General features: G+C 61.9%; 22 protein-coding genes. 12 read left to right on the top strand and 10 right to left on the bottom strand.

Annotated elements, in window-relative coordinates; genetic code table 11:
* The first annotated feature begins 16 nt into the window (after window positions 1-16).
* The 10 genes from O4H31_RS10730 (at window position 17) to O4H31_RS10685 (ending at window position 11,278) form a co-directional block, all read left to right on the top strand.
* Window positions 17-3,433 carry an indolepyruvate ferredoxin oxidoreductase family protein gene (locus O4H31_RS10730; RefSeq protein ID WP_269345588.1) on the top strand — a complete coding sequence of 1,139 codons (3,417 nt, stop codon included), beginning with the start codon at window positions 17-19 and terminating at the stop codon, window positions 3,431-3,433.
* A 129-nt stretch (window positions 3,434-3,562) separates the two neighbouring features.
* The gene (locus O4H31_RS10725; RefSeq protein WP_269345586.1) at window positions 3,563-4,363 is read left to right on the top strand and encodes a lysophospholipid acyltransferase family protein; all 801 of its coding nucleotides are present in this window, start codon (window positions 3,563-3,565) and stop codon (window positions 4,361-4,363) included.
* A 9-nt stretch (window positions 4,364-4,372) separates the two neighbouring features.
* Window positions 4,373-5,182 (top strand): glutamate racemase, encoded by an 810-nt coding sequence (locus O4H31_RS10720; protein WP_269345584.1) that lies wholly within the window; start codon window positions 4,373-4,375, stop codon window positions 5,180-5,182.
* A 38-nt stretch (window positions 5,183-5,220) separates the two neighbouring features.
* A complete protein-coding gene (argC, locus tag O4H31_RS10715) occupies window positions 5,221-6,249 on the top strand; it encodes an N-acetyl-gamma-glutamyl-phosphate reductase (protein ID WP_269345582.1) in 1,029 nt (342 codons plus the stop codon).
* Entirely contained in the window at window positions 6,246-6,689 is a 444-nt protein-coding gene (gene ccmE, locus O4H31_RS10710; protein ID WP_067626977.1) for a cytochrome c maturation protein CcmE, read from the top strand. The genes argC and ccmE overlap by 4 nt, the downstream gene beginning before the upstream one ends.
* Window positions 6,690-6,771: 82 nt before the next feature.
* Window positions 6,772-7,383, top strand: coding sequence for a holin-associated N-acetylmuramidase (locus O4H31_RS10705; RefSeq protein WP_269345579.1), 612 nt, complete (start codon window positions 6,772-6,774; stop codon window positions 7,381-7,383).
* Window positions 7,374-7,949: a holin family protein gene (locus O4H31_RS10700; RefSeq protein WP_269345578.1), complete on the top strand. Its 576-nt coding sequence runs from the start codon at window positions 7,374-7,376 to the stop codon at window positions 7,947-7,949. Before O4H31_RS10705 ends, O4H31_RS10700 begins: the two co-directional genes overlap by 10 nt.
* Before the next feature lie 74 nt (window positions 7,950-8,023).
* Entirely contained in the window at window positions 8,024-9,988 is a 1,965-nt protein-coding gene (locus O4H31_RS10695; protein WP_132443504.1) for a heme lyase CcmF/NrfE family subunit, read from the top strand.
* Window positions 9,985-10,437 (top strand): cytochrome c-type biogenesis protein, encoded by a 453-nt coding sequence (locus tag O4H31_RS10690; protein ID WP_269345576.1) that lies wholly within the window; start codon window positions 9,985-9,987, stop codon window positions 10,435-10,437. The genes O4H31_RS10695 and O4H31_RS10690 overlap by 4 nt, the downstream gene beginning before the upstream one ends.
* Before the next feature lie 67 nt (window positions 10,438-10,504).
* Window positions 10,505-11,278, top strand: a complete 774-nt coding sequence (locus O4H31_RS10685; RefSeq protein ID WP_269345574.1) for an enoyl-CoA hydratase-related protein — start codon at window positions 10,505-10,507, stop codon at window positions 11,276-11,278.
* Window positions 11,279-11,280: 2 nt separating this feature from the next.
* On the opposite strand, the gene O4H31_RS10680 is transcribed toward O4H31_RS10685, so the two are convergent.
* The 3 genes from O4H31_RS10680 to gltX form a co-directional block, all read right to left on the bottom strand.
* Window positions 11,281-11,580 (bottom strand): hypothetical protein, encoded by a 300-nt coding sequence (locus O4H31_RS10680; protein WP_269345572.1) that lies wholly within the window; start codon window positions 11,578-11,580, stop codon window positions 11,281-11,283.
* A gap of 480 nt (window positions 11,581-12,060) precedes the next feature.
* The gene (locus tag O4H31_RS10675; RefSeq protein ID WP_269345570.1) at window positions 12,061-13,356 is read right to left on the bottom strand and encodes a citrate synthase; all 1,296 of its coding nucleotides are present in this window, start codon (window positions 13,354-13,356) and stop codon (window positions 12,061-12,063) included.
* A 115-nt stretch (window positions 13,357-13,471) separates the two neighbouring features.
* The gene (gene gltX, locus O4H31_RS10670; protein WP_269345568.1) at window positions 13,472-14,872 is read right to left on the bottom strand and encodes a glutamate--tRNA ligase; all 1,401 of its coding nucleotides are present in this window, start codon (window positions 14,870-14,872) and stop codon (window positions 13,472-13,474) included.
* 115 nt (window positions 14,873-14,987) lie between these two features.
* Here gltX and O4H31_RS10665 point away from each other — a divergent pair, with 115 nt between their 5' ends.
* A complete protein-coding gene (locus O4H31_RS10665) occupies window positions 14,988-17,015 on the top strand; it encodes a ComEC/Rec2 family competence protein (protein ID WP_269345566.1) in 2,028 nt (675 codons plus the stop codon).
* On the opposite strand, the gene lexA is transcribed toward O4H31_RS10665, so the two are convergent.
* The 7 genes from lexA to O4H31_RS10630 form a co-directional block, all read right to left on the bottom strand.
* Entirely contained in the window at window positions 17,009-17,704 is a 696-nt protein-coding gene (gene lexA, locus O4H31_RS10660; RefSeq protein ID WP_269345564.1) for a transcriptional repressor LexA, read from the bottom strand. The two genes, O4H31_RS10665 and lexA, sit on opposite strands and share 7 nt — an antisense overlap.
* Before the next feature lie 71 nt (window positions 17,705-17,775).
* Window positions 17,776-18,948: a gephyrin-like molybdotransferase Glp gene (gene glp, locus O4H31_RS10655; protein WP_269345562.1), complete on the bottom strand. Its 1,173-nt coding sequence runs from the start codon at window positions 18,946-18,948 to the stop codon at window positions 17,776-17,778.
* The gene (gene moaC, locus O4H31_RS10650; protein WP_269345560.1) at window positions 18,945-19,418 is read right to left on the bottom strand and encodes a cyclic pyranopterin monophosphate synthase MoaC; all 474 of its coding nucleotides are present in this window, start codon (window positions 19,416-19,418) and stop codon (window positions 18,945-18,947) included. Before moaC ends, glp begins: the two co-directional genes overlap by 4 nt.
* Window positions 19,418-20,230, bottom strand: a complete 813-nt coding sequence (gene trpC / locus O4H31_RS10645) for an indole-3-glycerol phosphate synthase TrpC (RefSeq protein ID WP_269345558.1) — start codon at window positions 20,228-20,230, stop codon at window positions 19,418-19,420. The genes moaC and trpC overlap by 1 nt, the downstream gene beginning before the upstream one ends.
* A 7-nt stretch (window positions 20,231-20,237) precedes the next feature.
* On the bottom strand, window positions 20,238-20,897 hold the full coding sequence (locus O4H31_RS10640; protein WP_269345556.1) for a uracil-DNA glycosylase: 660 nt from the start codon (window positions 20,895-20,897) through the stop codon (window positions 20,238-20,240).
* Complete coding sequence (trpD, locus tag O4H31_RS10635; RefSeq protein WP_269345554.1) at window positions 20,894-21,910, bottom strand: anthranilate phosphoribosyltransferase; 1,017 nt, start codon at window positions 21,908-21,910, stop codon at window positions 20,894-20,896. The genes O4H31_RS10640 and trpD overlap by 4 nt, the downstream gene beginning before the upstream one ends.
* Window positions 21,907-22,488, bottom strand: a complete 582-nt coding sequence (locus tag O4H31_RS10630; protein WP_269345552.1) for an anthranilate synthase component II — start codon at window positions 22,486-22,488, stop codon at window positions 21,907-21,909. The genes trpD and O4H31_RS10630 overlap by 4 nt, the downstream gene beginning before the upstream one ends.
* A 165-nt stretch (window positions 22,489-22,653) precedes the next feature.
* Here O4H31_RS10630 and O4H31_RS10625 point away from each other — a divergent pair, with 165 nt between their 5' ends.
* Window positions 22,654-24,213: a divergent polysaccharide deacteylase family protein gene (locus tag O4H31_RS10625; RefSeq protein WP_269345550.1), complete on the top strand. Its 1,560-nt coding sequence runs from the start codon at window positions 22,654-22,656 to the stop codon at window positions 24,211-24,213.
* Window positions 24,214-24,216: the final 3 nt, after the last annotated feature.

Here is a 24,216-nt window from a genome sequence, read left to right as displayed (position 1 = left end):
CTAGGGAGGGCCCGCCATGACAACGCAAAAGATTTCACTGAACGATCGTTTCGACCTTGAGAAAAGCCCGGTGCTGCTGAACGGCACGCAGGCGCTGGTCCGGCTGATGATGATGCAATCCGCACGCGACCGCGCGGCAGGGTTGAACACCGCAGGCTATGTGACCGGCTACCGGGGCAGCCCGCTGGGCGGGGTCGATCTGCAAATGCAGCGCGCTGAAAAGAAACTGGCCGAGCATAACGTGCGGTTTGAGCCGGGTCTAAACGAAGACCTCGCGGCGACGATGCTTTGGGGCAGCCAGCAAGCCGAGTTGCGCGGCGAAGGGAAATACGACGGTGTCTTTGGTCTGTGGTACGGCAAGGGGCCGGGTGTGGACCGCACCGGCGATGTGATGCGCCATGCGAATATGGCGGGCACCTCGCCCCATGGTGGAGTGCTGATGGCGATGGGGGATGACCATACCGGCGAATCCTCGACCGTGTTGCACCAGTCGGAATGGGCGATGGTGGATGCCTATATGCCGGTGGTCTCGCCCGCCGGTGTGCAGGAAATCCTTGATTACGGCATCTACGGCTGGGCGCTCAGCCGGTTCTCGGGCCTTTGGGTCGGCCTGAAGACGATGAAGGACACCGTTGAGGCGACGAGCGTCGTTAATGGCGATCCGAACCGGATGAAGCTGATTACGCCGGAGTTCGACATGCCTGATGGCGGTCTGAGCATCCGTCTGGGCGATACGCCGCATCTGCAAGAAGCGCGGATGATCGACTACAAACGCTTCGCCGCCGAGGCGTTCTCTCATGCCAACAAGATGGACAAGCGCGTCTGGGGTAAGCGCGGGGCCAAGATTGGCTTTGCCGCTGCGGGCAAGAACTGGCTCGATCTGGTGCATGCGCTGAGCCTGCTGAACATCGACGAGAACGAGGCCGAGCGCCTAGGGATCACCACTTATAAGATCGGTCAGACCTTCCCGCTCGACATGCAGGGGTTCCATGAATGGGCCGATGGGCTCGATCTGGTGGTGGTGGTCGAAGAAAAGCGCAAGCTGATCGAAGTACAGATCAAGGAAGCGCTGTTCAATGATACCCACCGCCGCGTCTATGGCTGGCACAAGGGGGGCGCGGGCATGGAGCATGGCGAAGAGTTGTTCCCGACTCGTGGCGCGCTCGACCCTATTCTGATCGCTGAAAAGATCGGCGGCATCCTGTTGGAAGAGGGTCGCGAGACCGATGGCATCCGGGCGGGGCTTGAGGCACTGAACGAGGCACGCCGGTCGGACAATGCCGAAGATATCGCAGCACGTCTGCCGTATTACTGCGCGGGCTGCCCGCATAACTCCTCGACCAAAGTGCCTGAAGGCTCGCGCGCCTATGCGGGGATCGGCTGTCACTATATGGTGCAGTGGATGGACCGTGAGACCACGGGCTTCACCCATATGGGCGGCGAGGGCGCGAACTGGATCGGCGAGGCGCCGTTCTCCAATACAGAGCATGTGTTCCAGAACCTTGGCGATGGCACCTACAACCACTCCGGTGTGCTGGCCATTCGGGCCGCCATAGCGGCGGGGACAAACATCACCTACAAGATCCTCTATAACGATGCGGTTGCAATGACCGGGGGGCAGCACAACGAGGGCGACCTTGACGCCTACCGCATCGTCGAAGAGTTGAAGGCGATGGGCGTGAAGAACCTCGCCGTGGTCTATGACCAGAAGGAAGACGTGGACCTGTCGCGCTTCAAGGGTGTCGAAATCCACGAGCGCGCCGAGATGCCGAATGTGCAAAAGGCCTACCGCAAGCACAAGGGCGTCAGCGCCATCGTCTATATCCAGACCTGCGCCGCCGAGAAGCGCCGCCGCCGCAAGCGCGGGCTGTTCCCGGACCCCGACAAGCGCGTTTTCATCAACGAGGACGTTTGCGAAGGCTGCGGCGATTGCGGTGTGCAGTCGAACTGCGTGGCCGTGGTGCCGAACGAGACCGAGCTGGGCCGCAAACGCGCCATTGACCAGTCGCAGTGCAACAAGGACTTTTCCTGCCTCGACGGGTTCTGCCCCTCCTTCGTGACGCTGGAAGGGGCAAAGATCCGCAAGGACCCGACCACCGAACTGACCATCCCCGACCTGCCACAGCCCGAACTGCCCAAGATCGACGGCACCCATAACGTCGTCATCACCGGCGTGGGCGGCACCGGGGTCGTCACCATCGGCGCGCTGCTGGCGCAGGCGGCACAGCTTGATGGCAAGGGGGCTGGCATGATGGAGATGGCCGGCCTTGCCCAAAAAGGCGGCGCTGTGCATATCCACTGCCGTCTGGCCGAGCGCCCCGAAGACATCAGCGCGATCCGCGTGGCCACCGGCGAGGCGCATGCGCTCATTGGCGGCGATCTGGTCGTCTCGGCGGGGCACAAGACACTGGGGCTGACCCGCGCCGGGCGCACCGGGGCCGTGGTGAACTCGCACCAGATTATCACCGGTGATTTCACCCGCGATACCGAGTTTCAGATGCCCTATGACCGGCTGAGCCTCGCGCTTGAAGCGCGGTTGAAGGACGATGTCGCGATGTTTGATGCCTCTGATCTGGCCAAGGCGGCATTGGGCGACTCGATCTTCTCCAACATGATGATCTTCGGCGCCGCATGGCAGCGCGGCCTTTTGCCCCTCTCGTTCGAAAGCCTGATGCAAGCGATCGAGATGAACGGCGCGGCGGTAGAGCGCAACAAGCGCGCGTTTGAGATTGGCCGCTGGGCCGTGCTCTATCCCGAAGACGCCAAAGCGGTAAGCCAGCCTGATAACGTGGTGGAATTACCCAAATCGCTGACTGAGAAAATTGCTTTCCGCGAAAATCACCTGACCGACTATCAGGGCAAGGGGCTGGCCAAGCGCTATACCAAGATGCTCGACGGTATTGAAGACCGTGACGTCAAGGCGGCGGCGGCGATGGGCTATCATAAGCTCTTGAGCTACAAGGACGAATACGAGGTCGCCCGCCTGTTGATCACCAGCCGTGACAAGGCGCGGGCGCAGTTCGATGGCGATTTCAGCATGACTTTCCACATGGCGCCGCCGCTCTTGTCCAAGATGGGGCCCAACGGTCGGCCCCAGAAGCGGGAATTCGGCCAATGGCTCGAAGGGCCGCTGCGGGTCATGGCGAAGTTCAAGGGGCTGCGCGGCACGCCTTTCGATCCCTTCGGCTATACCGCCGAGCGCAAGATGGAGCGCGCGTTGATCAAACAGTATGAGGCAGACATGGCCGAAGTGCTGCCCAAACTGACCGATCAGACCCGCGACGCCATCGTGGCGCTGGCCGAACTGCCGTTGCAAATTCGCGGTTTCGGTCCGGTGAAACAGGCCAATGAAGCCAAGGCCGAGAAGCGCCGTGAGGAACTGCTGGCGGTGATCCGCGCGGGCGGCACCTCCACGGCCAAGGCAGCGGAGTAATACGGCTGTTACATTTCTGGGCTAGGGAAAGCATCAGTGCGATCCTGAGGCCCAGATGTGACCTACGCCCGTGACATAAGCTATGCCCATTCCGCCCGAACTCGAGGCGGGAGGGCGCTCATTCGATTGATGGAAAACACTACCGGGCGGGTGTCTTTGTTGAAACGGGCCAAGGGCTACGAAGACGATGTGGCCGCGGGGCTGGGGTTCTTTGATGCCATGGTGCGGCGCTGTGGTTTGACATTGGATGTGATGCGCGGGTCCTTGGCCGATATTCCAAAGCGCGGCCCTGTCATTCTGATCGCCAATCACCCCTACGGCATTCTGGACGGGCTGATGCTGGGCCATATCCTCAGCAAGACGCGCGGTGACTTTCGGATCATGGCCAATGCGGTGTTCAGCCAAGCGCCGGATCTGGCGTATCATCTTTTGCCGATCAGCTTTGCCGAAGACCGCGCCGCGCTGGCTTTGAACCTCGCCACACGCCGAACCGCGTTAGATTATCTAGCGCAGGGCGGGGCAATTGGCATCTTTCCTGGCGGCACGGTTAGCACGGCGGCAAAACCCTTTTCCCAGCCGATGGATCCGGGTTGGCGTAGTTTCACCGCACGGATGATCGCCAAATCTAACGCCACGGTCGTGCCGATCTACTTTGACGGCCACACTAGCCGACTGTTCCAAATCGCCAGCCATCTGCACGCCAATCTGCGCATGGGCTTGCTGATTAAGGAGTTCCGCGCGCGTGTCGATACCCCCGTGCGCGTGGCCATCGGCGACCCGATCCCGCGCGCTGCACTTGACCCGCTTGCGGGGGACGCAAAAGCGATGATGGATTTCCTGCGCAAAGCCACCTATGAGTTGTCACCAAAGCCGGGCCAGTATCAGGGTCTCGGTTACGAGTTTGAGGAACGGCATAGAGCCGACAGGTGACGACAGACCATGGCAGTTGGTATTTTCGATTCGGGGCTGGGCGGTCTGACCGTCTGGAACAAGGTGCAAGAACGGCTTCCGGAGGTGGATTTTGTCTATCTCGCTGACAGTGCCCATGCGCCCTACGGCGTGCGCAACGCGGATGACATCTATGATCTGACCTGTGCCTCCGTACAGCGGCTGTTTGATGCGGGCTGCGATCTGGTGATCCTCGCCTGTAATACTGCCTCTGCTGCTGCGTTGCGGCGCATGCAAGAGGGTTGGATTCCCCGCGACAAACGTGTGCTGGGCGTCTTTGTGCCGCTGATTGAAGCGATGACGGAGCGGCAGTGGGGCGACAATTCCCCGCCGCGCGAAGTGGCCGTGAACCATGTGGCGCTCTTTGCCACCCCCGCAACCGTGGCGAGCCGCGCGTTTCAACGCGAACTTTCCTTCCGCGCGATCGGTGTGGATGTCGAGGCGCAGGCCTGCGGCGGGGTGGTCGATGCTATTGAAGAGGGTGACATGATCCTCGCCGAGGCGTTGGTGCGCAGCCATGTCGACGCGCTGAAGCGCAAGATGCCCGATCCAGATGCGGCAATCTTGGGCTGTACCCATTACCCGCTGATGCAAGAGGCATTTCAGGCGGCCTTGGGGGCCAAGGTAAAGGTGTTTAGCCAAGCCGAGTTGGTCGCGGAGTCGCTTGCGGACTATCTTGTACGGCACCCTAATATGATGGGTAGTGGCGAGGCGGCCTTTCTGACCACCGGTGATCCCGCCCGCGTAAGCGACCGTGCGACGCAGTTCCTGCGACGACAGATCACATTCACCGCCGCCTGAATTCCAATTACATTTCGTTCCGAACAAGGGGACAGACCATGACCCAGAACATCGCCATTCTTGGCGCCTCCGGCTATACCGGGGCAGAACTCATCCGGCTGATAGCTGGCCATTCTTCGATGAAGATCACCGCTTTGGGGGCGAACTCCAAGGCGGGGCAGACCATGGCGGAGGTCTTTCCGCATCTGCGCCATCTTGATCTTCCGGCGCTGGTCACGATCGAAGAAATCGACTTTTCCCAGATTGATCTGTGTTTCTGCGCGCTGCCGCATAAGACCAGCCAACAGGTCATCGCGGCACTGCCCAAAGATCTAAAGATCGTCGATCTTTCCGCCGATTTCCGCCTGCGCGACCCCGAGGATTATGCCAAATGGTACGGCAACAAACACGCGGCTGTCGATGTGCAGAAAGAGGCGGTGTATGGGCTCACCGAATTCTACCGCGCGGAAATCGCCGCCGCGCGTCTGGTGGCGGGAACGGGCTGCAATGCGGCCACGGGGCAGTTTGCCCTGCGCCCACTTATCGCGGCAGGGGTGATTGATCTGGATGACATCATCCTAGACCTGAAATGCGCGGTCTCGGGCGCAGGGCGCTCGTTGAAAGAGAACCTGCTGCATGCGGAATTGAGCGAGGGCTATCACGCCTATGCGCTTGGCAGCACGCACCGCCATTTGGGTGAGTTCGATCAGGAATTCTCGGCCATTGCCGCGCGGCCCGTGCAGGTGCAATTCACCCCGCATCTGGTGCCCGCAAACCGTGGTATCTTGGCCACCTGCTATGTCAGAGGGGATGCACAGATCATCCATGAGACGATGCAGAAAGCCTATGCAGAAGAGCCCTTTATCGAGGTGTTGCCCTTCGGCGAAGCGCCCAGCACCCGGCACATTCGCGGCTCGAACTTCTGCCATATTGGCGTGGTGGCCGACCGTCAGACCGGGCGGGCGACGGTGGTCGCGGCGCTCGATAACCTGACCAAAGGCTCTAGCGGGCAGGCGTTGCAGAACGCGAATCTGATGCTCGGTCTGCCGGAAACCGAGGGGCTGATGATGGCCCCGCTGTTCCCATGAAGAGCCTCAAGAAACAGCGCCGGATCCAGATCATCGCGGTGGCAGCGGTGGCCTTGGTGCTGTCTACCGCCTTGATCGGCTATGCGCTGCGCGACGGGATTAACTATTTTCGCGCGCCCAGCCAGGTCATCGCCGAGCCGCCCGGCCCGGCAGAGGTGTTCCGCATTGGCGGGCTGGTCGAAGAAGGCTCGCTGAAACGCGGGCAGGGCGAACAGATTCGTTTTGCCGTGACCGATGGTGGTGCCTCCGTGCCGGTGGTTTTTACCGGGGTGCTGCCTGATCTGTTTGAAGAGAACCAAGGCATGGTCGGCACCGGGCGTTATATCGATGGGACTTTCGAAGCCTCTGAAATCCTTGCCAAACATGACGAGACTTACATGCCCAAGGAAGTGACGGACGCGCTGAAAGAGCAGGGCGTCTACCGCGAGCCCGAAGGCTGATCTGCGCGCAACGCACGCGGGGCTGAGGCCCCGTTAACCCATCCGGCCGAGCCTGTCTGCACCCAAGACAGGAGAGCCCGCGATGCAGACCGTCCGAGAGATCGCCAGCGCCATCGTCGCCCGGGAGGGCGGCTTTGTGAATGATCCCGATGACCCCGGCGGGGCGACGAAATTCGGGGTGACGATCCATACCATGCGCCGATTGGGGCTGGACCTGACGGGGGATGGGGCGATCAATGTGCCCGACGTACGCCGCCTTAGCCGCGCGCAGGCGGTGGATATCTTTGTCAGACATTACTTTAACGCCCCGCGCATCGCGGAATTGCCCGCGCCTTTGCAGCCGAGCGTCTTTGACATGTATGTCAACGCAGGCAGCAATGCGGTGAAGATCCTGCAAAGCTTGCTGCGCGAGATGGGGCAGGAGATCGCGGTTGACGGGGTCATCGGGCCGCAAACCATCCGCGCAGCCCATGCCGCGTGGCGGGCCGCCCCTGATCATCTGGTCGACGCCTACGGCATCGCGCGGTGCAACTACTACTTTCGTCTCGCCGACCGTCGCCCCGCCAGCCGCAAATACGCGCGCAGCCGGGCAGGCGGCAAGGGCGGCTGGATCCGGCGCGCGGAGGAGTTCATCGCACCGCAATATCACATGAGCGACGCCGATTTCGCACGGAGGGTGGCACAATGGGGCTGATCGAACGTATTTTCACGACGGTTTTCGGCGGCGAGCGCAATGTCATCCGCGACACGGTCGAAGTGTTTCGCGAGAATGCCGAGGCCGGGGCGCAGCGTGCCCATGCGGTGCAGGGCCAAGCGATGGCGCAATATGGGGCCGAGTTCGCCCAGGCTCGGCAGGGCGGCTTTGACCGCTTCATGGATGGGATCAACCGTTTGCCCCGCCCGATGCTGGCGCTCGGCACATTGGGGCTGTTCGTCACGGCAATGGTTAACCCTTTGTGGTTTGCCGAACGGATGCAGGGCATTGCGCTGGTGCCAGAGCCGCTTTGGTGGCTGTTGGGCGTGATCGTGTCCTTCTATTTCGGAGCGCGGCAGCAGATGAAATCGCAGGAGTTTCAGCGCGCGATCGTGGGCACCATCGCGCGGGTGCCCCAGGTGGTCGAGAATATCGAGACCCTGCGCTCGCTGCGCGCAGATAGCCCCCATGTGGCCGACACGGGTGCCGATAGCCGCTTGGCGCTCGCTGTGGTCACACCGTCGGACAACGCGGCCCTAGACGCGTGGCGCCGCAGCCGTGCCTGACTGCGACCGATTGACCGTTTTCCACGTTTGATTTGCCATGGCTTAGGGGGCTTAGGCCCCCTATAGTCTGCCCCATGATTACAGAGCTTGGACATTTCGCGCTTGTGCTCGCCTTTGGCGTGGCCCTTGTACAGATGGTGGTGCCGATGTGGGGCGCTTGGCGGGGCCGGGCTGCTTGGATGGCGATGGCCGAACCGGCGGCGGCGGCGCAGTTCATCCTGATTGCCCTGTCCTTTGGCGCGCTAATGTGGGCCTTCATCACCTCGGATTTCAGCCTGCAACTGGTGGTGGCCAACAGCCATTCCGCCAAGCCCATGCTGTATAAGATCAGCGGGACATGGGGCAACCACGAAGGCTCGATGCTGCTTTGGGTGTTGATCGTGGCGCTTTTCGGGGCCATGGCCGCGTGGTTTGGCGGTAATCTGCCGCCGCGCCTGCGCGCGCGGGTGCTCTCGGTACAGGCGGCGATTGGGGTGGCCTTTCTGGCATTCATCCTCTTCACCTCGAACCCCTTTCTGCGCATGGGCACGCCGCCTTTTGACGGCCAAGACCTGAACCCGCTGCTGCAAGACCCCGGTCTGGCCTTCCATCCACCGTTTCTTTATCTCGGATACGTCGGCCTGAGCATGGCCTTCAGCTTTGCGGTGGCGGCCCTGATCGAGGGGCGTGTGGATGCGGCTTGGGGGCGTTGGGTGCGGCCTTGGACACTGGCGGCTTGGGTCTTCCTGACCATCGGCATCGCGCTTGGGTCTTGGTGGGCCTATTATGAGCTTGGCTGGGGCGGTTTCTGGTTCTGGGATCCGGTCGAGAACGCGAGCTTCATGCCCTGGCTCTTGGCGGCGGCGCTGTTGCATTCGGCGATTGTGGTCGAAAAACGCGAGAGCTTGAAAAGCTGGACTATCCTGCTGGCGATCCTTGCTTTCGGTTTCTCGCTGATCGGCACCTTTATTGTGCGTTCTGGTCTGCTGACCTCGGTCCATGCCTTTGCCAATGACCCTGAGCGCGGGGTCTTTATTCTGGCCATTTTGGGGTCTTTCACCGGCGGGGCGCTGGTGCTCTACTCGCTGCGTGCATCGGCGCTTGAGGCCAAGGGCGTCTTTGGCCTTTTGAGCCGTGAGACCGCCTTGGTGGTGAACAATCTGCTGCTGGCTGTGGCCTGTTTCGTCGTTTTCGTGGGCACCATGTGGCCGCTGGTGGCCGAGATGTTCCTTGACCGCAAACTCAGTGTCGGCCCGCCATTCTTTAACGCTGCGTTTACTCCTTTCATGGTAGCGCTTGGACTGATCCTGCCGATCGGCAGCGCGATGCCGTGGAAACGGGCCAAGATCATGCGCGCACTATACCCGCTGCGCTATGTCTTCCTCTTGGCGCTGGCGCTTGGGGGCTTGGCCTTTGCCATGCAGTCCGGACGCGGGCTGTTGGGGCCTGTGGGCATGTTCCTTGGGGCATGGCTGCTGATGGGTACCGGGGTGGATGTGATGCAGCGTTTGGGCCGCGGCCCGGGTAAGTTGCGCCGTCTTCGGCGTCTGCCGCGCGCTGATTGGGGCAAGGCCACGGCGCATGGCGGGCTGGGCATCACCATGGCCGGGATCGCGGGGCTGATGGCTTGGGCCGTGGATGACATCCGCGTGGCCCGGATTGATGAGCCTTTTGACGTGGGCAGCTATACGCTAACCCTCCGCGACGTGAGTGAAGTCAGGGGGCCGAACTACCTCAGCACTATGGCCGAGATCACGCTGGCGCAGGAGGGTGATGTGATCTCGACCCTGCGGCCTGAAAAGCGGTTCTACCCCGTGGCGCAGATGCCGACGACCGAGGCGGCGATCGACTATAATCTCGCGCGGGACATCTATGTGGTGATCGGCGATGCGCAGGACGGCGGCGGTTGGGCCGTGCGGACCTATATCAAACCGATGACCAATTGGATTTGGATTGGTTGTGCGCTGATGGCGCTTGGCGGGGTACTGAGCCTGAGCGACCGGCGCTTCCGTGTCGCGGCGGGCGCACGCAAACAACCTGCGGGAGTGCCTGCGGAATGAAGCGACTGATCCTGATCTTGGCCTTGCTCGCCAGCCCGCTTTGGGCGGTTCAGCCTGACGAGGTGTTGGACGATCCCGCATTGGAGGCCCGCGCGAGGGAACTGAGCCAAGGTCTGCGCTGCCTCGTTTGCCGTAACGAAAGCATCGATGAGAGCAACGCAAGCCTTGCGCGCGATCTGCGAATACTGCTGCGCGAACGGTTGGTGGCAGGCGACAGCGATGAGGAAGCGGTGGATTTCATCGTCGACCGCTACGGTGAATATGTCCTTCTTAACCCGCAGGCCACGGGGGGCAATTGGCTGCTGTGGGGGGCGGGGCCGCTGATGCTTTTGCTGGCCGGAGGGCTCGGTGTGGTCTATCTGCGTGGCCGTGCGCGCAGCAAAACCCCGACCGAGGCCCCACTTTCACCAGAGGAAGAAGCCCGCCTGCGCGATATTCTCGACCGCTGACGCGCCGTTGTACTGGCAGTGACAACTTGCTTTGATATGCTGCGGCCAAGCAATCAAGGATAGCAAGATGGACTATGAAACGATCACCTATGCGCTGACCGATGATGTCGCATTGATCACGCTGAACCGCGCCGACAAGATGAATGCGCTGACCACCCAAATGCGGGCGGAGCTAACCCATGCGGTGACCGAAGGCGGGCGCGCGGCGCGGGTCGTGGTCCTGACAGGGGCGGGCCGGGCCTTTTGCTCGGGGCAGGACTTGGCCGACCGGGCAGGCGGCGTCGCTGATCTGGAGAAAACGCTGCGCGAAGAATATGCCCCGCTGCTGCGCGCCATCATCAACTGCCCCGTGCCGACCATCGCCGCCGTGAACGGCCCGGCAGCGGGAGCGGGTGCGAATATCGCACTGGCCGCCGATGTCGTCTTTGCCAGTGAGAGCGCTTATTTCATGCAGGCTTTCACCCGCATTGGCTTGATCCCTGACGCGGGCGGCACCTATGCGCTGCCGCGCCAGATGGGCATGGCCAAGGCGATGGGCGCGGCCCTTTTCGCCGATAAGATCACCGCGCGGCAGGCCGATGACTGGGGCATGATCTGGCAAGCCGTAGCGGATGCCGAATTCGACGCCCATTGGCGCGCCAAGGCCGCGCAATTGGCCGCTGGTCCCACAGCGGCCTATGCAGAGGCCAAGAAAGCGATCCGCGGGTCTTGGGACAATGGGTTAGAGGATCAACTGTCGCTGGAAGCCGAAGCGCAGGGCCGCTGCGGAAAGTCACAGGATTTCGCCGAAGGGGTCACGGCCTTTACCCAAAAGCGCAGCCCCAAGTTTCAGGGGCGGTAAGGCTAGCAGCTCCGCTCGACCAAAAGCACATCGCTTGCCGAAGGTGCCGGGCCATTGGCCCGCGCCACCACCGCCACCGCGACCCCATCCGCCAAAACCGTATGCACAGAATTCGACACCTGCGCGATGGTGATCCGCGGCGGGGTCTGGCCCTTGTCATAGACCACCGCAATCTGATCGCAATCATGCAGCGTGTCGGGCACCAGTGCACCCTGAGGGCCGGGGATTTCACTGGCCTTGGCGGGCGTCAGACCGGTGGCGCAGTCCCAGCGAAGCCCTTTGGTCCGTTCTGATGCGGTCATCGTGCTTTCCTTCGTCGCGGGCGGGCTGCAAAGCTGCCTAATGTCATCTACCTTTGGGGCGGCCTCCAGCCGGACCGCGAGAGGAGAAATCCCTCAATGCAGTGCCGCGATGATGCCTTTCCCACCCCGAAAAAGCCTCTTGATGGGAGGGTATCGCCCCGGGGGGATTCCCGTCAAGCGGGCCGGGGTCATTGTCAGGCGAAGCGAAACAGTGCCGTAATTTGGCCGTAATTTGCGCCTCGGTGTTTCGCAACTGGCAAAACGCTTGGAAACATTCACTGTTTTTCGGAACCATTGCATACGCCGCGAGAAGTGGCGTTGATTTTCGCGATTCGGAACCGGGGTGTTCGCACCCCGCTTCGCATTTCAATTGTTGCCCTAGGGTCAACAACGTCTGACGCCGGTGGCGTTTGCATGGCTGGGGTAAAATGCGAAACGCCCCGGAATTCCGGGGCGTTTGCGATGTCACTGTCGGTTGGTTCAGCGGTTCTCGATGTCGACGTAGTCGCGCTTGTCCTCACCAAGGTAAAGCTGGCGCGGACGACCGATTTTAAGCTGCGGATCGCTGATCTGCTCTTTCCACTGCGAGATCCAGCCCACGGTCCGCGCCAGCGCGAAGATCGGGGTGAACATCGATGTGGGGAAGCCCATCGCTTCGAGGATGATGCCGGAATAGAAATCCACGTTCGGGAAAAGCTTCTTCTCCGCGAAATACGGATCTTCCAATGCCGCTTTTTCGAGTTCCTTGGCGACCTGAAGGATAGGGTTGTTTTCAACACCCATCAGCTCCAGAACCTCGTCGGCGCTTTCCTTCATCACGGTCGCGCGCGGGTCGTGGTTTTTGTAAACGCGGTGGCCAAAGCCCATCAGGCGGAAGGGATCGTTCTTGTCCTTGGCGCGGGCGATGAACTCAGGAATGCGATCGGGCGTGCCGATTTCCTTGAGCATTTCCAAGCAGGCTTGGTTCGCACCGCCATGCGCCGGGCCCCAAAGGCAGGCAATGCCAGCGGCGATACAAGCAAAGGGGTTCGCGCCGGAAGAAGACGCCAGACGCACTGTGGAGGTTGAGGCGTTCTGCTCGTGGTCCGCGTGGAGGGTAAAGATCCGGTCCATCGCGCGGCTCAGGATCGGGTTTACCTCATGGTCTTCGGCCGGAACGGCAAAGCACATGCGCAGGAAGTTCGACGCATAGTCCAGATCGTTGCGCGGATAAATGAAGGGCTGACCGATGGTGTATTTATAGGCCATCGCCGCGATGGTCGGCATCTTGGCAATCAGACGGATCGTCGCGACTTCGCGCTGGTGCTCGTCGTTGATGTCGGTGCTGTCGTGATAGAAAGCCGACATTGCGCCGACCACACCGACCATGATCGCCATTGGGTGCGCATCGCGGCGGAAACCACGGAAGAAATTCATCATCTGTTCGTGCAGCATGGTGTGGTTGGTCACCAAGCATTCGAACTCTTCCAAGGCTTTGGGGCCGGGCAGCTCACCGTATAGCAGCAGGTAGCATACTTCGAGGTAGTGCGATTTGCTCGCCAGTTGCTCGATCGGATAGCCACGATGTAGCAGCACGCCTTTGTCACCGTCGATGAAAGTAATCGTGCTGTCGCAGGCCGCGGTCGAAGTGAACCCCGGGTCGTAGGTAAAGACACCCGCCTGAGCGTAAAGCTTGCGGATGTCGACAACATCGGGGCCGTCGGTGGGGCTGTGAATCGGCAGCTCAAAGCTCTGATCGTCGATCGTCAGCGTTGCGGTTTTATTGTTATTGGTCATGAAATCCCTTCCCGAATGTAGGCTGCGGAGATGCTCTCCGCCGTCTGGGCCTAGCCCCAAATGGGGCTGTCCCGTTCAGTTATACCTGCCGCCCAAAGAAGTGGTGAACCAAAACTTAGGCCGCGGCGTCCGTCAGTCGGGCAAGGGTCTCATCGCGCCCCAGCACCAACATCATGTCAAAAACCGATGGGGTGACTGCCCTGCCAGCCAAGGCCGCCCGAAGCGGCCCCGCCAGCTTGCCAAATTTGGTGTCATGCGCGGCAGCAAAGCCGTTCAGTACCTCCTCCAGCGTTTCTTTGTTCCAGCTAGCATTTTGCAATTGCGGCGTCAATTCCGACAGTATGCCACGGGATACCGTATCGAGGTTCTTTGCCGCTTTCTCATCCGGGGTGATCGGGCGCTCCGCTAAGACAAAGGTCGCTTTATCAAGCAGTTCCGGGAATGTCTTCGCGCGATCTTTGAGGCAATACATCGCCTTCTCCAAACCCTCGGCTTGGGGTGCCGTAAGGGCAGGCTGACCTGCGGCCTCCAGATAGGCTTCGATTTCGCGCCGCAGCGCGGCATCATCCGCCTGCGCGATATGCTGGCCGCAAAGATTTTCGAGCTTTTTCAGGTCGAATTGCGCGGGGCTTTTGCGGATGCCGTCAAGGTCAAACCATTCCTGCGCCTGTGCATCGGTAAAGAATTCGTCATCCCCATGGCTCCAGCCCAGACGGGCGAGGTAGTTGCGCATGCCCGCCGCAGGATAGCCCATCACCTGATATTCCTGCGCACCCAAGGCGCCGTGACGTTTCGACAGCTTCTTGCCATCCGCGCCGTGAATCAGCGGGATATGCGCCCAGACCGGCACGTCCCAACCCATCGCCTCATAGATCATCATCTGGCGGGCGGCATTGTTGAGGTGATCGTCGCCGCGCACCACATGGGTCACGCCCATATCGTGATCGTCCACCACCACGGCCAGCATATAGACCGGCGTTCCGTCCGAGCGCAGCAGGATCATATCGTCGAGCTGATCGTTGCGGATGGTGACATCGCCCTGCACCTGATCGCGGATCACGGTGGTGCCTTCCAGCGGCGCCTTGATGCGGATCACGTAGGGCGCGTCAGGATGGCTCGCCGGATCGGCATCGCGCCAAGGGGAGCGATAGAGCGTGCTGCGCCCCTCGGCGCGTGCGGCCTCACGGAATGCGGTGATTTCGTCTTGGGAAGCGAAACATTTATAGGCTTTGCCCGCTGCGAGCAGCTCGTTCGCCACTTCGGCGTGGCGGGGGGCGTTTTCGAACTGGCTGACGATTTCGCCGTCGTGATCCAGACCCAGCCAGGACATGCCGGCGAGAATCGCTTTCGTTGCTTCTGGTGTGGACCGCGCGCGGTCGGTGTCTTCAATGCGCAGCAGGAATTTACCCCCACGGCCACGGGCATAGAGCCAATTGAACAGGGCGGTACGCGCCCCGCCGATGTGCAAGAACCCGGTAGGAGACGGGGCGAAACGGGTCACAACAGGGGCGTTCATGGCGGTGGGCCTTTCGGTCAGAGATATGGTGCTCGGAGCGGCGTTTACCGTTTGGTAACCCTACCGGTCCTAGGATTTGACGTCTGTCTACCCAGTGCGATCCGCGGGGGCAAGCATGGGCCTTTGGAACCAGTTCAGCGCCATAATGCTGCGCCAGCGGGGGCATCTGTTCGGCTGGGTGCCGGTGTGCCTCGCTTTGGGGATCGGTTGGTATTTTTCGCTGGCGGCGGAGCCTTCGGTAGCTTTGCTATGGGCCACCGCACTCGCCGCCGCCGCGTTGGCGCTTGTGGCGCGGGCCTTGCCTGAGGTCACTGCACCCTTCGCGGTCGGTTTGGCCTTGGTTCTGCTGGGGTTGCTCCTTGCGGCGTTTCGGGCGCATTCGATAAGCGCCCCCGTGCTTGGCTGGCGCTACTACGGCGCTGTCGAAGGGCGCGTTGTGGCGCTTGACCGCAGCCAATCGGATGCGCCGCGTATCACGCTTGATCAGGTTCGGTTGGAGCGGGTGCCGCCCGCACGGACGCCGAGCCGAGTCCGGATCTCGCTCCACTCAAAACTCCACGGCGCGGTTGCGCCCAAGCCGGGCATGCTCGTGATGACCACGGCCCATCTGTCGCCGCCCGCGGGCCCGGTTGAACCCGGCGGCTTTGATTTTCAGCGCCACGCTTGGTTCGTGGGGCTGGGGGCGGTGGGCTATGCCCGGGTGCCGCTGTTGGGGATCGCGGAACCCGCCGAAAGGGACCCCGATCTGGCCCTGTTTCGGCTGCGCATGGCCGCATCTGCACGGGTACGCGCGCATCTGCCCGGAGACATTGGCGGTTTTGCCGCCGCCATCACCACCGGCGACCGCAGCGCCATTTCGCAAGCCGCGCTGCAAAACCTGCGCAGCAGCAATCTGGCGCATCTATTGGCGATCTCGGGGCTGCACATGGGGCTGCTCAGCGCGGTCGTCTTTGGCGCGGCGCGGTTGATCCTTGCTCTGCATCCGGTTTCGGCCACTGGGTGGCCCAGCCGCAGCATCGCGGCGGCGGCTGCGCTTATCGCCGCCACCGGCTATCTCGCGCTCTCAGGCGGAAATGTCGCGACCGAGCGGGCCTATATTATGTGTGCCGTCGCATTATGCGCGCTGATGATCGGGCGGCGGGCGATTTCGTTGCGTGCCGTTGCCGTGGCGGGGATCATCGTGCTGACCCTGCGCCCCGAGGCGCTGATGGGGCCGGGGTTCCAGATGTCCTTCGCCGCGACCACCGCGCTTGTCGCTGTCTTTAGCTGGATGCGCGACTTCGAGGGTGAAGTCATCCCCAAGCGCCTGCGCCCGGTCGCTGCTGTCGTGATCTCTTCGGCCGTTGCGGGTTTCGCCACCGCGCCAATCTCCGCCGCGCATTTTAACACGGTCGCACATTACGGGCTGGTGGCAAACCTGCTTTCGGTCCCCTTGATGGGCGTCTTGGTCATCCCCGCCGCCGTGCTGGCCGCCATCCTCGCGCCCATCGGGGGCGAGGGGCTCCCGCTTTGGGCGATGGGGCTCGGCCTCAGGTGGATACTATCGGTCGCGGATCTGGTGGCAAATCTGCCCGGCGCGCGCAGTTTCGTGCCGGGGCCGGGGGGATGGGTGCTGCCGCTTCTGTCGCTTGGATTTCTATGGCTCATCCTGTGGCAAGGCCGCCTGCGCTGGTTGGGCGCGCCCGCGATGCTGTTGTCCTTCGCCCTTTGGGAGGGGGCCACGCGCCCCGATGTGCTTGTCGCCGATACTGGGACGTTGGTGGGTGTAATGACCCCGGCGGGCAGGGCGCTCAGCAAAGAGAGGGGTGCCGGATTTGTTGCCCGCAATTGGTTGGAAAATGACGGCGACGGCGTCGATCAGGCCATGGCCGCCCAAAGGTGGGCCGCGCAAGAGGCTGGAATTATCCACCTTTCAGGAAAACGCGCCGTCGCTGCATTTACCGGCTGTCAGCCCGAAGAGATCGTGGTGGCATCTGTCGAGATAAAGACCGCCCAGGCTTGGGGCTGCCCGATCTATGATCCCGTTCGCCTACGTGAAACCGGCGCACTGGCGCTAACCAAATCGTCCCAGGGTTGGCAGATCACCACCGCGAGGGACCGTGCCGGCCTGCGTTTGTGGAACAGCGGGCCAAAGCGTCAGTAGGTGCGGATCAACCCCACCAGTCGGCCCTGAACCTTAACCTTATCCGAAGGCAGTACGCGGGTTTCATAGGCCGCGTTCGCCGCTTCCAACGCGACCGAAGACCCCTGCCTACGGAAACGTTTCAACGTCGCCTCTTGATCCTCGACCAACGCGACCACGATATCACCGTTGTCGGCCACAGCTGTCTCGCGGATAACCACGATGTCGCCATCGTTGATGCCCGCCTCAATCATCGAGTCGCCCCGCACTTCAAGCGCGTAGTGCTCGCCTTGACCGGCGATCATTCCACCCGGAACCGTAACGCTGTGCGAGACTTGTGAGATCGCCTCAATCGGAACACCGGCAGCGATCCGGCCCATGACCGGCACATCAAAGGCATGTTGCGCCGTCACCGATTGTGCTGCGGGCGGCGGCGGGGTGTCGGGGCGATCCCCGTCAATCACGCGCGGGGCAAACCCGGGCGCACCGCCAAGGCTTTCAGGAAGTTTGACCACTTCGATCGCGCGGGCACGATGGGCAAGGCGCCGGATAAATCCGCGTTCTTCTAGTGCCGTGATCAAACGGTGAATGCCAGATTTTGACCGCAGATCGAGCGCCAACTTCATCTCATCAAAACTCGGCGGGACGCCGTCGCGCTGCACGCGCTGGTGAATGAAAGAAAGCAAATCGAGTTGTTTTTTGGTCAGCATCGCAGGGCCCCTGAAGCTTTTATCGCTTTTGTTCTAGGGATGTTCTTGTTTTGTGTCAACCGCTGCGGGCGTTAAATCAAAATGTACTGCTGCATATCCCCGGCATTCCTTGCTGGATCCGCGGGCGGACGAACCATCAAAGCATCCGCCTGCGCCAAGACGGACAGAAGCGATGAATCCTGACGATCATCCGGATAAAGCTCCCCATCGCGAAGCTGAGCTCGCATATAGTGCGCTCGCGGTCCATTCGGACCAATGCCGCGCCCGAGTGGCGCATCGCGCAGAGTGGCTTGTACGTCTTGCAACCCCAACATCCGCCGCAGCATCGGCAACACGAAGACCGCCCCGCAAACCATTGCTGAGACTGGGTTTCCCGGCAGACCGATCATTGCTGAAGCTCCGATTTTGCCTGCCATCAGGGGCTTGCCCGGGCGCATGGCGACTTTGTAAAAAGCCTGTTGCATGCCGAGTTCTGCCGCGACCGGCGCAATCAGGTCGTGATCGCCTACCGAAGCGCCGCCGATCGTGACAATAAGGTCCGCGCCGCGGGCCAAGGCGAAGGCTTGTTTGAGCGAGGCTGCAGTGTCGCGCGCGATGGGCAGCATACGCACCTCGGCGCCTGCATCCTCGAACATCGCGGCAAGGCCGTAGCTGTTGGAGGCGATGATCTGGTCAGGGCGGGGGCTCTCGCCGGGTTGCACCAATTCATCGCCTGTGGCGAGGATCGCGATGACGGGTTTGCGGGTGACGGGCACTCTCGCGACGTTCATCGCGGCGAGCAACGCCACGTCGGCGGGGCGCAGAATGCGCGGAGCAGTGAGCTCTTCGCCTTGGGTGAAGTCACCCCCCGCAGGGCGGATATTGTCTTTGTCATCAATGCGGTGGCCAAGGATGATAAGGTTGCCGCGCCGGGTGATATCCTCTTGGATCACCACGAAATCGGCCCCATCGGGGATGGGTGCGCCAGTGAATATGCGGATGGCTTGCCCGGCGCGGAGCGTCCCTGCGTAGCCATGGCCCGCCGCGGCCTCGCCAACCACCTTAAACATCGCGTCCGGCTCAACCTCAGCCCAGCGCAGTGCGTAGCCGTCCATAGAGGACGCGGCGAAGGGCGGTTGGCTGCGCTGCGCCATCACGGGTTGTGACAAGACGCGGCCATTTGCGGCCCGCAGAGCGATTTCCTCGGTTTCTAGCGGGGTGACGAGGTCTAAAACAGCCTCCATTGCCGCTTCAACGCTGATCATGTCGCCTCATAACGGCCTGATTTGCCACCGTCTTTCAATGTGACCCGCGTGCCGCCAATTTCCATCGCCTTATCTACCGCTTTCGCCATGTCATAGACTGTGAGCGCGGCGACGGAGGCAGCGGTGAGGGCTTCCATCTCAACTCCCGTTTGACCGGTTGTCTTGACGGTGGCCGAGATCCGAATGCCCGGTAGGGTGGCGTCGGGCGCTAGGTCAACGCTGACTTTGGTGATCGGCAAAGGGTGACAAAGCGGGATCAGATCCGCTGTGCGCTTGGCCGCCATGATCCCCGCAAGCCTTGCGACGCCGAGAACGTCACCTTTCTTGGCACGTCCTTCGGTAATGATTTCAAGTGTTTCGGGTGCCATCTTGATGTAGCTTTCGGCTCTGGCAACGCGAGAGGTGACGGCCTTGTCCGAGACATCGACCATATGCGCGTCACCCTCGGCGTCGAAATGCGTCAGCGCCATTACATACCCCCCGGGACGAGGGGGCTGGCCAGTAGATCGCGGGTGGCCTGTTCAACATCTTCTTGCCGCATGAGGCTTTCGCCGATCAAGAAACAGCGCGCGCCATAAACCGCCATATCGGCGAGGTCCGCAGGGGTGTAAAGGCCGGATTCACAGACCAGCATACGATCGGGCGGCACCGCTTCCGAAAGTTGACGTGTTACATCAAGAGAGGTCTCGAAGGTATTAAGATTGCGGTTATTAATCCCAATCATCCGGCTGGTAAGCTTTTCGGCGCGGGCCAGTTCGGCGGCGTCATGCACTTCGATCAGCGCATCCATGCCCCAGTCCTGCGCGGCTTGCTCCAACTCGGCGGCCTGCGCATCAGAAACAGAGGCCATGATGATCAGAATGCAATCCGCGCCAAGGCTGCGCGCTTCGGCGACCTGATAGGGGTCGTAAAGGAAATCCTTGCGCAGCACCGGAAGATCGCAGGCTGCGCGGGCATCGACCAAAAATTCCTTCGCACCTTGAAAACTGGGCGTATCGGTCAAAACCGATAGGCAGGTGGCGCCGCCTGCCGCATAGGCGCGGGCAAGGTCGGCGGGCTCAAAATCTTCTCGGATCAACCCTTTCGACGGGCTGGCTTTCTTGATCTCGGCAATCAGGCCATAGCCTTCGCGGGAGGCTTCGTGCAGGCGCTGCGCAAAGGGGCGCACGGGCGGTGCTGCACGGGCGGCGGCCTCCATGTCAGCCTGCGATTTTTCGGCCTTGGCAGCGGCGATTTCTTCCAGCTTATAGGCTTTGATTTTTTCCAGAATAGTGGCGGTCATGGCATCCTCACGGCTTTGTCCAATGTATGCCGGGCTTGCCTTGGCCCTGCAACCAGTCATTCACCCGGCTGAAGGGGCGCGAGCCAAAGAAGCCGCGCCGGGCGGAAAGCGGCGAGGGGTGCGGTGTCTCAATCTTGAGGTTTTGCGCCGGGTCAACCTCCGCCGCGGCCTTCTGCGCATGGGCGCCCCAGAGCAGATAGGCGCGAGGACGATCCGAGATGCGGGCCAGCACCTGAGCGGTCAGCGTTTGCCAGCCGAGTTTCGCATGTCCGTTCGCAGAGCCCGCTGGAACCGTTAGCACATTGTTCAACAACAAGACGCCTTGATCGGCCCAGAACCGCAGATCGGGGTCTTCAGGCGGTGCACCAAGATCGTCCTGTAACTCTTTGAAAATATTGGCAAGAGATCGTGGTATCGGGCGCACATGAGGCTCGGCTGAGAAGGCATAGCCGTGCGCATGGCCGGGCGTTGGATAGGGGTCTTGGCCGAGGATCACCACCTCCACCGCTGCAGGTTGAAGGTGTTCAAGTGCCGCGAATATCTTGGGAGCGGGCGGCAAAATCTCACGCGGCTCGGCTGCTAGCTGTTCGGCGATACGCGGCCAGTCCGCAGCGAAAAAGGGCAGTTCGGCCCATTCGCCAAGCGCGCTGAGGCTTGGCGGTGTCATTTCGACTGGCTGATCTGCGCCACTTTTTCGATCCGCTCACGCGCAGCACCGCTGTCGATGCTTTCACGAGCCATTTCGACGCCGGTTTTCAAATCGGGGGCCACATCCGCAACGACCAAGGCAGAGGCCGCGTTGAGCAACACAGCGTCGCGGTAACCCGATGGAGCGCCGTCTAACAACGCTTTGAAATGTTTGGTGTTCTCGGCAGGCTCACCCCCGGCGATGGCCTCGAACGGATGCACGGGCAGTCCCGCGTCTTCGGGGTGCAATTCGCGCAAGTTAACCACGCCGTCTTCCAGTGCGGCGACCCAGCTAACGCCGGTGATCGTCAGTTCATCCGTGCCGTCGGATCCGTGCACGAGCCACGCTTTTTCAGAGCCGAGTTGTTTCAGCGTCAGCGCCATTGGTTCGATCAGGTCACGGGTATAGGCGCCGGTCAACTGGCGCTTCACCCCTGCGGGATTGGTGAGCGGGCCGAGGATGTTAAAGATCGTGCGGGTGCCAAGCTCGGACCTTGTGGGCATGACATGGGCGACGGCGGGGTGATGCATTGGGGCCATCATGAAACCGATGCCCGCCTCAGCCAATTCACGTTCGACCACCGCAGGGCCGACCATGACATTGATGCCAAGCTGCGAAAGCGCGTCGGAAGCGCCGGATTTCGAGCTGAGGTTGCGGTTGCCGTGTTTCGCTACGATCGCCCCGGCGCCTGCCGCGACAAAGGCGGCAGCGGTGGAGATGTTGAGTGTGCCCTTGCCGTCGCCTCCGGTGCCAACGATGTCGATCGCCCCTTCGGGCGCGCGCACGGCGTTGCATTTGCTGCGCATGACCTGTGCCGCGGCGGCATATTCGGTGACCGTTTCGCCCCGGGTGCGCAGGGCCATGAGAAAACCGCCGATCTGGCTTGGCGTGGCTTCGCCTTCGAAGAGGATTTCAAAGGCCTCTACAGCCTGATCCGAGGTGAGCGGCCCGTTGGCAGCGGCGTCGAGCAAGGGTTTCAGCGCGCTACTCATGCCGGGACCTTCATCTCATTCAGGAAGTTTTGCAGCAGGGCGTGGCCATGCTCGGACCGGATCGATTCTGGATGGAATTGCACGCCGTGCAACGGCAGGTCGCGGTGTTGCAGCCCCATGATCGTGCCGTCTTCGAGCGAGGCGGTGATCTCAAGACACTCCGGCAGGCTTGCGCGTTCCACCACCAGCGAGTGATAGCGCGTGGCCCCAAAGGGCGAGGGCAGCCCGGCAAAGACACCGCGCCCCTCATGTTGCATCTGGCCCAGCTTTCCGTGCACGATGTCATCCGCACGCACGACCTTGCCGCCAAAGGCTTGGCCCAGCGTTTGATGACCAAGGCAGACACCCAAGAGCGGCACCCGCGCTTCGGCAGCGGCATGGGTCAACCCTAGGCAAATTCCCGCTTGGTCAGGGTCACAGGGGCCGGGAGACAGCAAGATACCGGCGGGGTTCATGGACATCGCTTCATCCACGCTAAGCGCATCATTGCGGTGCACCTGCACATCCGCGCCGAGGCTGCCCAGGTAATGAACCAGATTATAGGTAAAGCTGTCGTAGTTATCGATGAGCAGCAGCACAGGCAGGCATTTCTTTGTATTAGGACTGGAGAAACCACGCCGGGGCGCGGTATAGGTTTTGGCATACATGTTCAGGCTTGAACCCTATCGTCAAGAGTTTGGGGCAAGCCAATTGAGGGATCGCCGGGCTTTCTGGCCGTGGCGCAGACAGCAGGAGTAGCGCAGATGGCACGCGGAATTCTAAGCGGGCTGATTTGGGGCGGTGTGGCCAGCATCGGCGTCGCCGGTGCGGTGTCGCTGATGATGCCCTTGCCGCTGCCGCCGCAGGTGGGCGATGCGCCGGGCTCTGGTCCCGCGCCGGCGCGGGTGAATGTGACCGATGCAGGCGATCAGGGGCGCAGCCGCGATTCCGCGCCGGTGTTGAACGCCCCCGCGCCGCGTGCGGATGTCCCGCAGCAAGACAGCCTTGCCGCGCTCGACCCTGACACCCAGACATCAGCCAGCTTGCCGGAAACGGGCGATGCCGAAGGGCTTAGCACCCCCGCAGCGCCAGAGGGCCAGACCCCGAGGTCTCCCGGCGCGGAAGAGCCAGTGCTGCCGAACCCACAAGCCATGGCGCCCGGCGTGCCGCAGCCTGTGGATGAGCTTTCGATCAGCACCGAACCTGCGCAGCCGCCTGCGCCGGATGTAGCCGATATCGAAGGCGCCTTTGACGCCCCACAGGGCATGGAAGCGCCGGAGGTGGAGGAGGCCGATCCAATCACCTTGCCGGCGGAAGAGGTGTCGGTTGAAGAGGAAGCTGTGGAGCCCGCTCCGCCGACGGATGTGGTCGATACCACACCTGCTGCTGAGGCCGAAGCAGACACGCCCGAACCCATGGCGGACACTGAAACCGCCGCAGCAAACACCCCTGTGCCAGAAGATCTGGAGGCCGTAAAGGTCACGCCAGAACCCGCCGAAGCCGAGGGCGATAGCCGCCCGGCCATCGGCACACCGGCAGCTACGCTGACTGATCGCAACACGGGCGTTGTGATCAACCGCCCCGGCGCGACAGCCGTGGCAGAGCCCGGCGAGGCTGACGAGATCGTAGTTAAAGACCCGCGCCCCGTGGTGGTCAATAGCCTCGCTGGTGAGCTGCCCGAGGGCAAGCCGCTGATGAGCGTGGTGCTGATCGACGATGGCACCTCGGTCACCGCAGGCAGTGCTGGTTTGGCCGCGCTGCGCAGCTTTCCCTATCCGCTGAGCTTTGCCGTCGACAGCACTCTGCCAAATGCGGCAGAGCGGGTAAAGATTTACCGCGAAGCCGGGTTTGAAGTCTTGGCAATGGTCGATCTGCCGGAAGGCGCACAACCCAGTGACGCCGAGACGACCTTTGCCGCCACGCTCGACCGGATCGGCCCCGTAGTGGGTGTACTAGAAGGGACCGAAAGCGGTTTTCAAGGCAGCCGTGCGCTGACCGATCAGGTAACAGATATCCTCGCGCAGTCAGGTCACGGTCTGGTTACGCAAGACAAAGGGCTCAACACCATGCCCAAACTGGCGCGGAAAGCGGGTGTGCCTGCGGATCCGGTGTTTCGTGACTTTGACAGCAAGGATCAGACCGCGCGGGTGATCCGCCGCTTCCTTGATCAAGCGGCGTTCAGGGCCGGGCAGGAGGGGGCGGTGATCATGCTGGGCCGCCTGAGGCCCGATACCGTCTCGGCGCTGTTGCTCTGGGGGTTGCAGGACCGGGCCAGTGATGTGGCCTTGGTTCCGATCTCTACAGTATTGCTGCGTGAGGAGTGATCT

It is taken from the genome of Sulfitobacter dubius, from assembly GCF_027214245.1.
GTDB classification, from domain to species: domain Bacteria; phylum Pseudomonadota; class Alphaproteobacteria; order Rhodobacterales; family Rhodobacteraceae; genus Sulfitobacter; species Sulfitobacter dubius_A.
Note: the sequence above shows the minus strand (reverse complement) of the source record. Positions and strands in the feature narration are given on the sequence as shown.